This is a genomic window from Staphylococcus sp. HMSC068G11, from assembly GCF_001815825.1.
GTDB classification, from domain to species: Bacteria; Bacillota; Bacilli; order Staphylococcales; family Staphylococcaceae; genus Staphylococcus; species Staphylococcus epidermidis.
Window position 1 is genome coordinate 1 of record NZ_KV822073.1, and the last position, 17718, is coordinate 17718.

At 32.9% G+C, this 17718-nt stretch carries 12 protein-coding genes, 1 tRNA gene and 1 other RNA gene; 5 read left to right on the forward strand and 9 right to left on the reverse strand.

Going from position 1 to position 17718, the window contains the following annotated elements; genetic code table 11:
• Positions 1 to 699: 699 nt before the first annotated feature.
• From recR to gltB, 8 genes are all read right to left on the reverse strand, one after another.
• Positions 700 to 1296, reverse strand: coding sequence for a recombination mediator RecR (gene recR / locus HMPREF3058_RS04335; RefSeq protein WP_001829377.1), 597 nt, complete (start codon positions 1294 to 1296; stop codon positions 700 to 702).
• Positions 1297 to 1302: 6 nt separating this feature from the next.
• Positions 1303 to 1620 carry a YbaB/EbfC family nucleoid-associated protein gene (locus tag HMPREF3058_RS04340; protein WP_002447741.1) on the reverse strand — a complete coding sequence of 106 codons (318 nt, stop codon included), beginning with the start codon at positions 1618 to 1620 and terminating at the stop codon, positions 1303 to 1305.
• Positions 1621 to 1708: 88 nt separating this feature from the next.
• Positions 1709 to 3415 (reverse strand): DNA polymerase III subunit gamma/tau, encoded by a 1707-nt coding sequence (gene dnaX, locus HMPREF3058_RS04345; RefSeq protein WP_070731155.1) that lies wholly within the window; start codon positions 3413 to 3415, stop codon positions 1709 to 1711.
• Positions 3416 to 3482: 67 nt separating this feature from the next.
• The gene (locus HMPREF3058_RS04350; RefSeq protein WP_002486833.1) at positions 3483 to 4013 is read right to left on the reverse strand and encodes a GNAT family N-acetyltransferase; all 531 of its coding nucleotides are present in this window, start codon (positions 4011 to 4013) and stop codon (positions 3483 to 3485) included.
• A gap of 371 nt (positions 4014 to 4384) precedes the next feature.
• An RNA gene (gene ffs / locus HMPREF3058_RS04355) (signal recognition particle sRNA large type) lies at positions 4385 to 4654 on the reverse strand.
• Between the two features lie 524 nt (positions 4655 to 5178).
• A tRNA-Ser gene (locus HMPREF3058_RS04360) sits at positions 5179 to 5271 on the reverse strand.
• A 62-nt stretch (positions 5272 to 5333) separates the two neighbouring features.
• On the reverse strand, positions 5334 to 6797 hold the full coding sequence (locus HMPREF3058_RS04365; protein WP_002476176.1) for a glutamate synthase subunit beta: 1464 nt from the start codon (positions 6795 to 6797) through the stop codon (positions 5334 to 5336).
• Between the two features lie 17 nt (positions 6798 to 6814).
• The gene (gene gltB / locus HMPREF3058_RS04370; RefSeq protein ID WP_002491737.1) at positions 6815 to 11311 is read right to left on the reverse strand and encodes a glutamate synthase large subunit; all 4497 of its coding nucleotides are present in this window, start codon (positions 11309 to 11311) and stop codon (positions 6815 to 6817) included.
• 191 nt (positions 11312 to 11502) lie between these two features.
• Here gltB and gltC point away from each other — a divergent pair, with 191 nt between their 5' ends.
• The 3 genes from gltC to HMPREF3058_RS04385 all read left to right on the forward strand — a co-directional run bounded on the left by gltC (position 11503) and on the right by HMPREF3058_RS04385 (position 14415).
• Complete coding sequence (gltC, locus tag HMPREF3058_RS04375) at positions 11503 to 12384, forward strand: glutamate biosynthesis transcriptional regulator GltC (protein WP_002499488.1); 882 nt, start codon at positions 11503 to 11505, stop codon at positions 12382 to 12384.
• Positions 12385 to 12520: 136 nt separating this feature from the next.
• A complete protein-coding gene (locus HMPREF3058_RS04380; RefSeq protein WP_002499489.1) occupies positions 12521 to 13633 on the forward strand; it encodes a YibE/F family protein in 1113 nt (370 codons plus the stop codon).
• On the forward strand, positions 13630 to 14415 hold the full coding sequence (locus HMPREF3058_RS04385) for a YibE/F family protein (protein ID WP_002447734.1): 786 nt from the start codon (positions 13630 to 13632) through the stop codon (positions 14413 to 14415). Before HMPREF3058_RS04380 ends, HMPREF3058_RS04385 begins: the two co-directional genes overlap by 4 nt.
• Before the next feature lie 511 nt (positions 14416 to 14926).
• Here the strand turns inward: HMPREF3058_RS04385 and HMPREF3058_RS04390 are convergent.
• Positions 14927 to 15313, reverse strand: a complete 387-nt coding sequence (locus HMPREF3058_RS04390) for an NUDIX domain-containing protein (RefSeq protein WP_002491706.1) — start codon at positions 15311 to 15313, stop codon at positions 14927 to 14929.
• A 187-nt stretch (positions 15314 to 15500) separates the two neighbouring features.
• Here HMPREF3058_RS04390 and HMPREF3058_RS04395 point away from each other — a divergent pair, with 187 nt between their 5' ends.
• Together HMPREF3058_RS04395 and HMPREF3058_RS04400 are read left to right on the forward strand one after the other, a co-directional pair.
• Positions 15501 to 15779, forward strand: a complete 279-nt coding sequence (locus tag HMPREF3058_RS04395) for a hypothetical protein (protein ID WP_002491746.1) — start codon at positions 15501 to 15503, stop codon at positions 15777 to 15779.
• Positions 15780 to 16151: 372 nt separating this feature from the next.
• Positions 16152 to 17657 carry a glycosyltransferase gene (locus HMPREF3058_RS04400; RefSeq protein WP_002491682.1) on the forward strand — a complete coding sequence of 502 codons (1506 nt, stop codon included), beginning with the start codon at positions 16152 to 16154 and terminating at the stop codon, positions 17655 to 17657.
• The last annotated feature ends 61 nt before the right edge of the window (positions 17658 to 17718 follow it).

Consider the following 17718-nt stretch of genomic DNA (forward strand, 5'->3'; position numbering starts at 1 on the left):
GACATATTGTCATTCAGTTTTCAATGTTCATTTCCTTACCGACAAGAATTAATTATACTCTTCATAGTTGTTTAAGTCAACAACTTTTTGAAATTAATTTTAGTCGTTTATTTAATGATTAGTTAAGTTGTTTCGCTCAACAAATAAATACTATACAGACTTATCCCCGTTTTAACAACAGTAAAAATTACACTATCAAAAGACAATCAAAATCACTCCAAAAGAAAAACCGAACTTTTTCCTTATAGAATTCAATTACAAACGTATTATACAGAAAAAAGATACTTGAAATAAAACTAAAACGCCTATACAAACCCTATTCACAAACTTTATTTTTGTTGTTCATTTTAAAATATTTTTACTATTTTTCTATAATCCTTGTTTTTTTATTCCAAACACCTTACATCTTCCTTGAGGAATGAAGGGTTGATTCTTATCCTCATTAATAATAAATGTAATTATAAAAGTCTCACCATAAACTCAATAAGTCTGAATTCTAAAAAGCTAAACAGAAATCTTATCATATTCGTTATTTCAATCCATTAACGAACCCCAACTTGCTTTGTCTGGTGAATTTCTCAGTGAAATTCTCTATGTTAAAGAGCTTCATATATAAGTGTATTTAATCTTCTTCTATTTAAATATAAAGAAAGCCTAGAATATTGACTTATATCCCAGACTTTTAAGTGGTAAATATTATTACATTTCCGTTCTACCTGCAATTGCTTTAGATAAAGTCACTTCATCAGCATATTCTAAATCGCCGCCTACAGATAAACCTTGTGCCAGTCTTGTGACTTTAATCCCAATTGGCTTAACCAGCCTAGATATATACATTGCAGTAGACTCACCTTCTAGGTTAGGATTCATAGCTAATATAAGTTCTTTCACCTCATCGTTTTTGAGGCGTTCAACTAATGCAGGTATATTGATGTCTTCAGGCCCAATACCATCCATTGGTGAAATCGAACCATGAAGCACGTGATATAAACCTTTATATTCACGCATTTTTTCCATTGCTATGACATCCTTGTCATCCTCAACTACACATATGACAGAACGATCTCGCTGTTTATCTTCACATATATAACAAGGATCATTTTCTGTAATATGTCCACAAACACTACAATAGGTAAGTTCTCTTTTAACATCAACTAGTGCTTTAGCAAACTTAACAACATCGTCTTCTTTCATATCTAAAGTATGAAAAGCCAGACGTTGAGCCGTCTTTGGTCCAATGCCTGGCAGTTTCATAAAACTATCGATAAGCTTTGATATAGGTTCTGGATAATGCATATTTCATCACATTCCAGGGATGTTTAAGCCTTGAGTATGCTTACCTAAACGTTGTTGTGTTAACTCATCTGCTTTATTCATCGCTTCATTTGTAGCCGCCAATACTAAATCTTGAAGCATCTCAACATCTTCTGGATCAACAGCTTCTTCTTTAATTTCTACATCTACAACTTCTTTATGACCTGTTACAGTAACAGTCACCATACCTCCGCCTGCTGTTCCAGCAACACGTTCTTCTTTTAATTTTTCTTGTTCTTGAGCCATTTTCTTTTGCATTTTTTGCATTTGTTTCATCATTTGTTGCATATTTCCGCCACCGCGCATAATTTCATTTCCTCCTTAATAGTAAACAATTTCTATAAAAATTTAGCTTTTATTACATTATACATACCAATATATCGCTTGTCATGTATCAGTCTTCATCAACTAAATGTACAGTTTCCTCACCAAATAAGTCTTTAGCTTTTTGAGCAATATCTATTTGTTGAGACTGTTGTGTGCTTTGTTTTTCACTTTGATGTGTTTCATTGGTGTTACGATTTTGTAAGTACTCTGCTCCCGCTCTCAACCATTGGTCAGCCGGCACTCCTACTACTTTGACAGTTTTATTAACTATATTACAAACTACACTTTCAATATTATTTCTCTTTTCATCATCTTTATTTACTATTTCACAATGAATTTCTTCATCAAATTTAACTAACACATGATCTTCACTAGCTGCTACCGGTTCTGAATTCAGTAGTAAACTAACTAAAGACTTTTTATCATTACTTTTCGCATGATCAATCACTTCTTGCCAATGGTTCTTCAATAATTTGATATCATCTTTGTTTGCTTTGTCTAATACTTTCGCTATCTGTTGCATAGAAAACGCATTTTTAGATCGTTGAATCGTGCGTGTTGGCTTCTTAGGTTGTTTATTAACTTTATTAGCTTTGATTCCTTGTTCTTTTAAGGTTTTAAGCTCATTTTCAAGTTGTTCTAAGCGTTGTAATAACATTTCATTATCTGGTTCATTAGCTACCGATGCTGTTGCTACATTTTGTACAGTTTGAGGCTGTGTCTTAATCATTTCTGCAAGTTTAACTAGTAACACTTCAAAATGAACACTTTGATTTACACTGAACCTAATGGATACTAGTGTATCATTTATGATATCTATCATCTTGTATAACATATCTAAGTCGAAATGAATAAGTGATTCAAAATGAACGGATTCGTTAGACGTTTTATTCATTATTGTATCTCTAACAAAGTAAATCATATCATTAATGAGTCTGTTGACTTCTTTACCTTCTGAAATAAAATGATGATATCTATTAAATGCAGCTTTAACATCACTTTTTACAATGTCATTAAACAACTCATTTAACGCCGCTTCATCAACACTACCTGTAACATTTAAAGCATCTTGTAAAGTAAGTCGTTCATCTCCGAACGCTATTGCCTGGTCCATAATGCTTAATGCATCTCGCATACCACCTTCTGATGCTTTAGCAATAAATTCTAATGCTGCGTCGTCGTAATCCAAAGATTGGGAATTAGCTACATACTTAAGTCTATCTATAATTTGGTCACTGCTAATTGCTTTAAAGTCAAATCGTTGCGCTCTCGAAATAATAGTGGGTGGAATTTTATGTGGTTCTGTTGTTGCCAAGATAAATATAGCATGCGCTGGTGGTTCTTCTAATGTTTTAAGCAAAGCATTGAAAGCACCAGTAGTTAACATATGAACCTCGTCAATAATATATACTTTATACTTAGATTCACTAGGTGCGTACTTAACTTTATCTCTAATATTCCTTATTTCATCTACACCGTTATTACTTGCAGCATCAATTTCAATTACATCGTTATTCGTACCTTGTATGATTCCTTTACAAATCGCACATTCATTACAAGGTTCACCATTGTCACTATTAAGACAATTAATAGCTTTGGCAAAAACCTTTGCAATACTCGTTTTACCCGTACCTCTCGGACCGCTAAAAATATATGCATGAGATTGTTTACCTTTTGAAATTGCATTACGCAGTGTTTTAGTTACATGCGTTTGTCCAACCACATCATCAAAACTTTGCGGTCTATACATACGATACAAAGCTTGGTAATCCACCGTAGCACCTCCATTAACAATTACTCATTATTATATCACGCTCTTATATTTTCTTTTCAATTAAAAATCAATCCAGTACTTCCGGATAATACACTGTCATTCCAGACCATTCATTTTGAACCGGTTTTAGAAATTTTACTAATAATGTTTGATCATTTCGTTTTTCTTCTATATGTATATTATATAAATGAGCTGCTTCATAATCAGATTTCTCAAAGTACTGAGGATGATTATTTACAAAAATAGCACAATATCCTTGTTCTTTAGCACGTTCTTCTACAGCTTTTAACAGCGCTTGACCTAATCCTTGGTTTCGAATAGATTTATCTACTGACAGTGCACCAATGGCTAACGCTATCGCTTTTTTGTTTTTAGACGACAACTTAACCTCTGCTAACACAACGTGACCTATAACTTCATTCAATTCATTCTTAGCTATAACTTCTAATTCATAATTGTAGCTTTCAAGTTTTCTTAGATTTTTAACGCGCGCTCGATCTTGCCAACTGGATTCTGGATTTAGATTATAATTATTTTCTATACTATTTAGTGACGTTTCATAATCGACCTCTGTTAAAGTACTTAAATAAATATGCATGTATCCTCCATTTTAATAAGCCATTCTATATTTCGACGTAATTTTTTTAATTAACTAGGTTTTTATTTTACAACGATATAACTTTAACAAATTATTCGTTATTAATCCATTTAATAAAAATGACTTGAAGTAAAACATCACACTCAACATCAAACATTTAAATTAATATTTAGATAAATAACTATAACGCTTCGTAGTAACTACTCCAACTTTAAGATTGAAATCAATAGCTATTATATTAAATTAAATTGTAAATAAAAAAATAGCCCTGAATGAAATTTAAATAACTTCACATCGGACTATATATCTAAGTTTCATAACCTAGACCTTTATTATCTATATAAAAATTTGCTTAAATCTAAAGTAAAAAACCATGCACCTTTGTATCGAACGCATATCATAAACGTTACCGAAGTCGACAGCTAAATCTCGGCTACCCTACGGCACATATGAGGATCCACTTAATGCTGCTTCCGTCAGGACCTGACATGGTTCATGGGTTCATATTGCATAGGACCGAAATCTTCAAACACTACGTGCTTCGGGCAGACTTCACAAAAATACGCCCTCAACAAAGGAATTAAGTCTCGCATAAAGCGGATTTCGAGTACAGGGAACCGCTACCTCCCCACCTAGCACGGTAAGAACTATATTACTATAATTCTGCCTCTCTTTGCAAGCGTAAAAATTTAATCTTCTTCGCTTTTAAAAAAAACACGACGATTTTTGAAACTCATTAAAATGTAATTATCGTTGTCTTAAAAATTCTGCGAACTTAAATTCTGTGGCTAAATATTTTGAAATAATATATTAAAAATATGTGGTATCTTTAAAAAAACAGTACTTCTGACAGTAGCTGTAAAAGGTGTAAAATAATTACCAAAAATTTCGTAGTCAAAAGATAAAAAAGTTTCAAAAGTAATAGACTTACTTAAATAACTTATATCTAATTTCGAATCCTTTTCAATGATTAATTGTCTTTGAAGACATTTCTCCTACGATCATCAATACTTTATCTCCAAAAGCATTTAAATTTTCTGCACAATGAGTTACATTAAAAAATTTATTCATATATATAAATTACAAATACGACATAAAAAGGCAAATACTTATTAACATAAGCACTTGCCTTCGGTATCTATTAGTCTTGGAATTTAAATTCTAATGGCGGAGGAAGAGGGATTCGAACCCCCGCGGCCCGTTAAGGCCCTGTCGGTTTTCAAGACCGATCCCTTCAGCCGGACTTGGGTATTCCTCCAATTAACACAATAACAATAATATAATGACTTTAATTAAAAGTCAATATAATTATTCTTGAGTTTACACTAGAACTTTTTTACTTAAGTATTGATCAACAGACTGTGCTACTTCACGACCTTCTTTTATTGCCCAAACAACCAAACTCTGACCTCGTCTTGCATCTCCTGCAGCAAATATTTTAGCGTGATTGGTTTGATAATTTGTATCATTAGCTACAATTTTATTACGCTCGGTGTGTATATCAAACGCATGTGGAACAGTGGTTTCAGTGCCAACAAACCCTATAGATAATAAGACTAAATCAGCTGGCCAAAATCGTTCTGGTCCATCTTCCATAACCATACCATCAGGCGTTTCTTTTAATATTTGTGTATATAAGCCTTTAACATTTCCTAACTCGTCAACATCATAGCGCATTGTTTGTACACCATAGGCTCTTGGTTCTTGACCAAATTTAGCTTCATATTCCTTATGCGCATAATCCATTTTGAAAACAGGCATTGCTAATGGCCAGGAAGTATTACTTTCAAAAGTAATCTCTTCAGGTTGCTTCGTATATTTATTAAATTGGACAATAGATTTACAGTTTTCACGTAATGCAGTCGCTACACAGTCTGCACCAGTGTCACCAGCACCAATAATAATTACATTCTTATCTTTAGCAGTAATGCTCAAACTTTCAATCTCACCATTTAGATACTGGGTTTGTTCAGTAAGATAGTCCATTGCAAAATGAATACCAGAGCCCATTCGTCCTTCTAATGGCAAATCTCTCGCATTTTGAGCACCTGTGCATAAAATAATAGCATCATAATTTTCTTCAAGTGTTTCACGGCTCACATCGACGCCAATTTCAACGCCTGTTTTAAATAAAATCCCAGCATCTTTCATAAGTGATACACGTCGACGTATTACGTCTTTATCTAGTTTCATATTTGGTATGCCGTACATTAGCAAGCCACCTGGTTCATGCGCCTTTTCATAAACCGTAACTTTATAGCCTTTAAGGTTTAATTCTTCAGCTGCTGTAAGTCCCGCTGGGCCACTACCTACGATAGCAACTCGTTGGTCCTTATGATCTTCAGGATATGCGGGATGAACCCACTCGTTCTCATATGCTTCGTCAATAATTGTACGTTCAATACCTTTAATCGCCACGGATTCTCTATTAATTTTCATAACACATGATTGCTCACATGGTGCTGGACAAACTCTTCCTGTAAATTCAGGAAAATTATTCGTCTCTCTCAATCTTTCGTAAGCAGCTTTAAAATCTTGATGATAGACTAAGTCGTTCCACTCAGGTATATAATTACCAATAGGGCATCCTATTGTTTCTCTTCCATAAGATTGCCCAGTTTGACAAAAAGGTGTTCCACAATCCATACAGCGAGCACCCTGAATCGAAGCATCTTCTTTAGTGAAGCGTTGTTGAAACGCTTCATGATTCGAAAGACGGTCTACCAAAGACAATTCTGATAGCGACTGTTTATCATATTTCATAAATCCTTTAAATTCGCCCATGATAATCCCCCACTTCTTTAATAAATGACTGCTGGCTGTAACTCTTGTTCAATTGTTTCTCTATCATCATAAAACGCTGCCAGTGTTGCTTCATCTTCACGTTCCATTTGACGTTTTTTCAAATCAATTTTTTGCATCATTAATTTGTAATCTTTTGGAATAACTTTAATTGCTAACTTTTCAATATTGTCAAATTGGTCGAGTAATTGGCGTGCTTTGTTACTATGTGTATGCTTAAAATGTGCTTCAAGCATGTCTTTGATAAGAGATTTTTCCTCATCAAAACGTATACTACTAAATTCTAAAGTTTCAAGCGCATTAACCTTTTTAAATGTCTCCACGTCAGAAGGAAAAATATAACTTACGCCCCCGCTCATACCTTGGCCAAAGTTCTTTCCTACATCTCCTAAGATAATGACATGTCCCCCTGTCATATATTCAAGTCCATGATCACCAATACCTTCTACCACAACATCTGCGCCGCTATTTCTAATACAGAAACGCTCACCAGCTTTACCATTGATAAACGCTTTACCTCTAGAAGCCCCGTAAAAGTTTACATTTCCTGCTATAATTTCATTTTCACGCTGACTATTTGGAGCATTTACGATGACAGTTCCACCGGACAATCCTTTACCTACATAATCATTAGCATCACCGGTATGATGAATTGTTAATCCACGTGGTGCATATGCAGCTAAGCTTTGACCTGCATGACCTTCAGTGTAAGCAAGTATCGTATCTTCAGGCAATCCTTCTTCTCCATATTGTTTAGCTATCGCACTACCTGTAATTACACCTACATCTCGCTGTTCATTATTAACAACATAATTTCCGGTAAAAGAGTGCCCGTTTTCAATGCTATAGCGTGCGTCTGGGTACAGATAATTCAAATCGAATCCTTCATCAAGATGATGATTTTGTGATATCTCTTTCGTATTAACACCGTCAAATTGTTCAATTAAACGTTCTATTTGAAGAGACGCTGATTTACTATTTGGTTTCAATTGCGTCGAACGTTGAAGAAGATCTGTTCTCCCTACTAACTCTTCTACTGTTTCTAAACCAAGTGAAGCCAAAATTTCACGTAATTCTTCAGCTATAAAATACATAAAGTTAACTACATGCTGTGCCTTACCTCTAAACAAAGCTCTCAAATCTTTGTTTTGTGTTGCAACCCCTACTGGACACGTATCGTTATGACAAACTCTCATCATAATACACCCCAAAACAACAAGTGGTGCTGTTGCGAAACCAAATTCTTCTGCACCGAGCGCACAAGCATAAGCTACATCTTTACCTGTCAGTAACTTACCATCCGTTTCTAATTTTACACGACTACGCAAATCATTTAATTTAAGTGTTTGATGTGTTTCGGCAAGGCCTATCTCCCATGGCAAACCTGCATGTTGAATACTTGTTTTAGGCGATGCACCTGTACCTCCATCATAACCACTTATAACAATTTTATCGGCGAAAGCTTTAGCTACCCCTGAAGCTATAGTTCCAACGCCAGTTTTAGATACAAGTTTAACTGCAATATCAGCTCTTCTATTTGCATTTTTTAAATCATGAATGAGCTGTGCTAAGTCCTCAATTGAATAAATATCATGGTGTGGTGGTGGTGAAATTAATCCTATACCTGGTGTCGAACCTCTAGTCTCAGCAATCCATGGATATACTTTTGAACCTGGTAGTTGTCCACCTTCCCCTGGTTTAGCGCCTTGTGCAACTTTAATTTGAATTTCTTTTGCATGTTGCAAGTAATCACTCGTCACCCCAAAACGACCTGATGCAACTTGCTTAATTGCACTTATCTTATTACTTCCATCCTTTTGAATTTCGTAACGTGAAGAATCTTCACCACCTTCTCCACTATTGCTTTTACCTCCAATTTGATTCATAGCTTGAGCCAACGTCTCATGTGCCTCTGCTGAGATAGAGCCGTAACTCATTGCTCCTGTATTAAAACGTTTCACAATTTCACTTGCTGGCTCAACACGACTAATATCAATAGATTGACGTGTCTTGAATTCTAATAAATGTCTAATATGATCCGTACGTTTTAAATTTACAGCTTTGGAGAATTTTTTAAACAATTCGTAATCATTTTCTCTACATGCATGCTGCAATAAAAAAATCGTACGAGGATTAAATGCATGATGCTGACCTTGCTGTCTCCATTGGAATACACTTCCGGATTCAAGATAATCAGAATCATCACTTTGTCTCGCTTTATTCTCTTGGTCTATTTGTTCAATACTTATACCAGATAATTTTGACTGTGTACCTGTAAAATATTTTTCAATGACGCTATTCGATAAACCTACCGCTTCAAATATCTGTGCTCCTTGATAACTTTGTACGGTAGAAATGCCCATTTTAGCCATCACTTTAATAACGCCTTCTGACAATACATTGGTATACGTAGCAACATTTTCAGCGACGTTTCCTGAAAGTTGACCTTGACGCGTTAATTGTTCAATCGTTCGTTGCGCTAAATATGGAACTACAGCGTTTGCACCATAACCAAGTAAACATGCAACATGATGAACTTCTCGTGTTTCACCGGACTGCGCAATGAGGCTGGTCTCCATTCTTAATCCTTTTCGAATTAATAATTGATGCACGTGACTTAATGCTAATAAAATTGGCATTGCATAACTATTTTCGTGAGTTAACGACGTATCGTCTAACACCAAAATTTTCGCCCCTTCATGTACAGCCTGTATTGCTCGGTTCCCTAGTTCAGTTAAGCTACTTTCCAAATCATCTGTATAAAGTGTAGATAAATACGTTACATTAAAATACGAATGATCGATTGATGATAATTGCGCTTCATTTAAAACTGGTTTTTTTAATTGAATTCTTTCTAAAACTGATTCATCAGGACATAAAAGGTTCCCTTCTGAACCTAAATATGAAAGTTCACTCGTTACAATCTTTTCTCGATAAGCATCGATGGGTGGATTGGTAACTTGTGCAAATAATTGTTTAAAATAATTAAATAGCGACTCAGGCTTATCATTAAGAACTGCAATAGGTGCATCATATCCCATCGCTCCAATGGGATCTTTTTTATTGATGACTAAATCTGTCATATATTTATTGATATCTTCTTTAGTGTAAGCAAATTGTTTCTGTAAGCGGAAGAGTGTTTGATCATCCCAGTCGGAAGATTGGTAATAAATATTATCTAAATCATTTTGATTTTTATAATCTTTTAGCCATTGTTCGTAGGGCAACTCATTAGCAATATTAGTTTTTAGCTCATTATTTTCTACAACCTTATTTTGTAAAAAGTCTACAAGTAATAACTTCCCAGGATTAAGTTGTCCTTTAAATGCTACATTTTCTTCCGGAACATCAATGACACCTACTTCGGAAGAAAAAACAATAAAATTATCTTTAGTTATTGTATAACGCCCAGGTCTTAATCCATTTCTATCAGTCAATGCACCTATCTTATCTCCATTGCAAAAGGAAATCATAGTTGGTCCATCCCATGGCTCCATTAAATAACTATAAAATTCATAGAAAGAACGAACTTTTTTATCGTTAGATTCATTGTATAACCATGGCTCTGGAATTAATAACATCGCTGCTTTTTCAGGCTCCATTGCTAATGATAAGAACTCTAACGCATTATCAACTATTGATGAGTCACTACCATCTTCATCAACAATAAAATGCACCTTATCTTTCTCATCTTCAAATAATGTTTCAACTAGTTTATTTTGGCGTGCTCGCATCCAGTTTACGTTACCCTTAATGGTATTAATTTCACCATTGTGCATAAGCATTCGATTTGGATGTGCACGTTTCCAACTTGGAAATGTATTAGTACTAAAGCGGGAGTGTACAAGCCCTAATTTTGATTGATATGCCTCATTTTGTAGATCTAAATATAACCCTTTAATTTGATCCGAACGTAACCAACCTTTATAAACAATCGTTCTATGAGAGAGACTTGTGAAATATAAATCAATGGATTGTGTTTCACTATATTTTTCAATTTGTTTTCTTGCTAAAAACAATCGTTTTTCAACTTCATTTACACCTGTGATGTCAACAAATACTTGTTGAATATAAGGCATAGTATCTGCAACATGTTGAGCAATAGCGCGAGTATCTACTGGCACATCTCTATATCCAATGACTTTAAAACCTTCACTTTCAAAATATTGATTAAACATCTCTTCGTGAATTGAATCTCTAACTTTCTCTTTAGAAAAAAATAATCCCACGGCATAATATCCTTCGCCGGGAACTTTGAATTCTGTTAATTGTTCGAACAATTGGTATGGTATCTCCGTCATAATTCCAGCACCATCACCAGTAATACCGTCGGCACCTACTCCACCACGATGATCTAACCGTCTTAACATTTCTAAAGATTTTTCTATAATATCGTGAGATCTTTTATTATCCATATTGGCATAAAATCCAATACCACACGCATCATGCTCTTCACGATAATCGTATAGTCCCTTTTTTAATTTCTCATTGTACATGATGCACACTCCCTTATTAGAATTTTCTGACAATTTTGTTTGATAGTAATAACTATAATGTAATTTATTTATCTGTTCAATATATAAATTAGATTAAATTCATCTAATTATTAGAACGATTCCAAAAAATACTGATATACTAGGTTTAGAATAAGACAGTATTTATTTTATTGAATGGAGGGAAATCAACTATGGATATAAAACAACTTAGATACTTTGTAGAGGTTGCACGTCGAGAGCATATTTCAGATGCAGCATTAGAACTAAACATTGCACAGTCTGCGATTAGTCGTCAAATCACTCAACTCGAAAAAGAATTGGGGGTGACATTATTTAAAAGAAGTGGTAGAAATATCATATTAACTGTTGAAGGTAGACAGTTACTCTCACAGGCAACTCAAATACTAGAATTAATGGATAAAACCATTCACTCATTTCAACAACACGCATCACATAATCAACAGACAATTTATATTGGATATGAAGAAAGTGATGCCTCTCAAATGATTCTTCCCCTAATTCAAACATTTGAACAACAAAGTAACAGTACCATGATTCCGCAACTTACAATACATGATAAATTATTAGATCAAATTCTTTCCAATCAGTTGGATATTGCAATCACTGAATTTACTCCTGTGTTAGAACGGGAAACACATTTACGCGTCATGCCTTTATTTGAAGAAAATTATCATATGTATGTACCCAAATCACATCCGCTAGCTATGACTATACATCCCCCGCTATCTCAATTTACAAATCAATCACTATACTGTCTCGAACCAATGACAAACTCTATAAAAAGTAAATTGATTGAAAAGACTAAAGCACAAGTACGAATGATTTCAGATATGAAACTCGCGCAACATATTTTGAGTAATGATAAGGGATTTATTATTTCTAGTCAAAATTGTTTACTATATAATCACGTAAATTGGACTAAAATCCCTTTAAATCATACAGAATTAAAACGAACGCTATGTGTAGTTATGCGAAAAGATAACAAGAAAAACGACATTAATGTAGCATGGGGTTTAATTTACACATTATTAAATAAATCTACTATATATTAATTATTCATCTTATCTTTGTAAAACTTTATCACTCTTCGACATCAACATTTCATTGATAACTTTTTGAGTTCAATCATAAAAGGTCGTATAATCACTATATCAATATGATTATTAAGTTGAGAATTGAGGTTTTAAGATGCAATCCAAGAATTTTTTAAAAATACCTTTTACTTGGATGATGATAATCTTTAGTTGCCTATTTTTAGGTACGTTAATATTCACGTTTTTTAACGATAGATTTTATAATATGCCTATAGGACAAATCACTCAAATTACTGATATCCAATCACAAAAGGTAACAGACGAGCACAAAAATAAAGATATTAAATACAAAGAGAAGCTAACATTCAAGATTCTAAATGGTGAATTCAAGGGGCAAACAACGACGATTCCCCACCAATATGTGAAATCTCAAGCTGATTCAGAATCATTTTCCAAAAATGACAAAGTTGTTTTACATATTTCTAAAAATCCTAAAGACGCAACGATTATAGAGAAAAAACGAGATACTATTGTTGTCATAATAACCGGCTTATTTTTACTTACTGTTTTAGTCGTAGGAAAAAAAGTAGGAATTCAATCTATATTATCACTTATCGTTAATACTATTACCGTTATGGGAGCTATTTTAATACATAATCAATATGGGACTATAAGTTTATTCTTATTGATGACTTGTGCCATTATCATTTCCACTTCTTTCACTTTGCTACTTGTAACAGGTTGGCATACCCGAACCTTAATTACTATTGTAAGTACGCTGATTGGAACGTTCTTATGTGTTGGAATTACCGAAGTCATCATCAAATTTACCGGGGGAAATGGAATAAAATACGAAACAATCACTTTCCTTACTCTCCCTCCTAAAGATGTCTTTCTAGCTTCCGTACTAATAGGTACACTTGGAGCAGTGATGGATGTTTCTATTACTATAGCAAGTGGGATGTATGAAATTTTACAACGTAGCCCTCAAATATCAATGAAACGTTGGGCTCTTGCCGGAAGACATATCGGTCAGGATATAATGGGAACGATGACTAACATACTACTCTTTTCATATCTATCTGGTAGCTTACCTATGTTTCTAATTTATTTAAAAAATGCTAACACTATTACTTATACTATTTCGATGAATTGGTCATTAGAAATTGCTCGAGCATTAACTGGTGGGATAGGCATCGTTTTAACTATTCCTATAACAATTGCTTTAATGGAACTATGGCTTAAACTGCGAGGTGTTAATCAATGAGTGCAATTACTATTTTAGGTTTCTTATTATTGTTGATAATGGTTATTTTCGGAGGTAAGAAAGGACTCATTTCTTTTTTTACTTTGTTTTTAAACTTTATCATTCTTGTAATAAGTATTCTTTTAATTATATATGGTGTACCAATCTATCTTGTCACATTTATATTTTGCTTTATCATAGCCGCAATTAATTTATTTGTATTAAATAGTTATAACGTCAAAACACAAGCAGCTTTTCTAGGTACTTTAGCAACAATACTCATATTAATACTCATGATATACTTTTCAGTTGAGATGGGGCACTTACAAGGTTTTGCAACCGAACAGCAGGATGAAACATATGTGTATTCAATGAATATTGGTATTAATATGGTACAGTTTATGGTATTTACAATTGTTCTTGCAGTGATAGCAGCAGTCATTGATTTAGCAATAACAATTAGTTCCCCTATGTATGAACTAAATGAGACAAATCCAAATTTAAATCAGCATCAATTATTTCAGTCTGGTATGCGCGTGGGTAGAGAGATATTAGCAACTTCTGCCAATACCATTTATTTAGCATTTTTCGGAGGACAATTAACTTTATTCTTCTGGTTCTTTAAATTACATTATTCATTTGGACACATCATTAATTCGAAAATATTCACACAGGAATTTATAGCTATTTTACTTGGTGGCATCGCCGTTGCAATTAGCATTCCCATAACTGCATGGATTACAGCATTTATGATTAAACATGTCAGTCAAAAGAAGACTCTTACGAATCAACAAAATAAATAAAATATTCCCACCGCCTTTAAATAATTATAGCGAGCGTTTATGATCAAACAGTTTAACTTAATTATTATATGGCGATGGGATGTTTAATATTATTCTTAATGTATAGACCTAATTTAAAGTAATTGCATTTTTAATAAATATTCGTCATGTTCTTATTTTTAATATTTGATAGTGTACGTAAATTCTTTAACCCATGAAAAAATATATATCATCTGTGTAACAACTTACTCATTTTTCGCCGACAACTTATCCTCAACATTAACTTTCTATAATGCATCATCAAAATAGTATAGCAAACAGGTGTTTTCATATACTGTCTAGCCATTAATCTTTCCACTCAGAAAGATTCAGTCATCTATGTACCTGCACAACTAGGTTAGTCTAATGGATTCTATGATGAGTACGGTTTAAATACTTAATTAACGATCTTTCATAAACTTGATATTATCAAAACTTCACATCAATAGAAATTGAGTTGCGTAATATGATGTTAATATTTAACTCCTATCTATTAATGATTGATAAATTCCTTAATCCAACTATTTACTGCAGGCGCTATATTTTCACTGTCATTGATATCGAACCATTTCATGTCAGTAATTTCATGATCGGTTTCAACTTTTGACCAATCTATAGCTCGATTAACTTTGAATCCATTAAGTTCAGTCAACATATTAGGTTGTGGATAGGCTTCTCCGACAATAGTTCCAATAAATTCTAGTTCATCTTTAGCTAATTCTAAGCGCAATTCTTCCTTCAATTCTCTTTGTAAAGCTTCCACAAGACTCTCACCCTCATCAATTTTACCACCCGGGAAATAATACTTATCTCTATGTCGAACTTGTACAAGTAGTAACTGATGATTCTTTTCTTCAACTAAGCAAACACATTTAATCATTCATCAATTCATCCCTATTCATAATAAATATCTTCAATTTCATACTTATATTTAGTATTATGTTATCATAAATAAGTTACTACATGATTTAACTAAACTACATTTAATTGAAAATATAATATTTAACCATACATTCGAATATTTTATTCTTCAAAATAAGTATGGTATACGGAGGGAATCATTATTTATGGCTAAACAAGCAAACACTTCACGTTTATCAAGATTATTCAACATAGCAGGATTCATTGTAGATGGTTATAACGGGATTCGCTATAATGCTAAGAATAAACAACTTGTCTATTTATCATTAGGTCTAAGCGCACTAGGAACAATCATTGATTTTTACATTTCTATTAAATCCGCATCTAAACTTCGTAAGTTAAGTGCACTTGGATCATTTGCAATCAACGGGGTACGCTTATTTACAAGTTTTAAAAAAGTTAGAGATGAATATGACTATCACTAAACAAATTAAAACTGATAATTAAAGTTTTGAGAAAAAATAAGTTGCCAAACATTAAAATATATTCTTATGAGATGACTAGTTTTAAAATATCGTTTTAATCATTTTTAAACTAGTCATCTTAAAGTAAGGGGTGAGGAGATGAAGAGTTTAAAAATTCTTCATCTCCTCTTTTTTATTTTAAACAAATTAAACAATTATAAAATAGTGTGACAAAGCATTACATTTAATACTAATCACCAACACGGTTATATAGTACAAATACTGAATAGTTATTAAAATTCTTGTAATTTTCATAAAAGTGTTTATCATGAGTAATTAACAATTTATAAAACTTATCTAATAATTTAAGTTTGAAATAAAGGAGAATTAATTATGATATACACAGTAACAACCACCCTCCCATTATCCCATGGTGGTAGGACTCAAGCTTTACTCAGACGAATTAAACTGTTAGATGAAGAATTTAAAATTCCAAGTAAAATTCTCACCACTAATTATCATGGTAATTATCCTAGTATTTATAAAAAATACAGACAAGAAAACAAAGTTACAGAAAATATACAATTCGAAAATATGTATGAATGGTTATCAAATTTCAAACTTTTTAAAGTCCCAAAAACATTGATTACTAGGAATCCAAAATACATTAAAACACCTAGAAAGATTAAAGGACTTATTGATAGGCGAGGAAAAAAGAGTGATCTTATTCATTATTATAATAATGAATGTCGTGTGAGATCTCGAAAGTATTATGGGCAGTCTAATGTTCTTGAATACGAGGACTTCATTTCTCCTACATCAGGATTGAAATATGAGCGCCATCAATATAATTTATACGGCCAACTTCATAGAAAAGAATATTATTATGATGACTCTTCTTTAAAACATAGCGACGAATTATTTGATACTGAGGGCTCTATGTATTGCAAGAGATATTTTAAAACTAAACCAAACAGCAAAATTAATGGCGTAGAAATATATAGAAATAAAAAACTTTATAAGACTTTTAAAAATGATAAATTATTAGCTCAGTTTTATTTTCAGAATAGATTTAAAGATCAAGATATCGTCTTTAATGATGCTCGATTTTTAGATAAGCCATTACTTAAGCAAACGCATAAAACAAAAAATATTCTTGTTCTACATAGCTCGCATTTATCAGGGAACCAAATAAAAAAATCATATCGATTTGCTTTAAATCAATCGGAAAATGTTTATAAATATATTGTCCTCACTCACCAACAAAAGCACGATATACAGCAACATTTCCCTATAAGTGACGACCAATTTCAACTAGTACCACATTTTATCGAATTAGATACAGAGGTAGAACAAGATTCCTCAAACAATCAAAATCGCTTTATATATATAGGACGTTTTAGCGCAGAGAAACAGATTGATCATATTATTAGAGCTTATCACAAGTTTTTGCAAAGTGGTTACCAAACAGAATTACATTTATTTGGTAGAGATGAAGATAATCAAATTCCATTGATGAATACTTTGATTTCAGAATTAAAATTATCGGATAAAGTTAAAATATTTAAATATACCAATCAACCTTTACAAGAATTTAAGAATTCTAAAGCCTCTCTACTTACAAGTCAATATGAGGGATTTGGCTTAACACTTATGGAAAGTATAGAAATGGGGTGTCCAGTCCTATCTTATAACGTTCGTTACGGTCCAAGTGAAATTATTCAAAACGGAATAAATGGCTATCTCATTGAAAAAAATGATATTGATAGTTTATCAAAACATATGATTAACATCATTGAGTACCCACTACAAGAAGTGAAAAATAAAGACACTTTAAAATATAACGCCGCAGTGAATAATTACAAACAACTTATGCAAATCTTAGACTTGTTAAAATAGTCACTTTTTCCGATATTATAAAGATTTGGTAGCATCTTTATAAAACTATTAATAAGCCCAT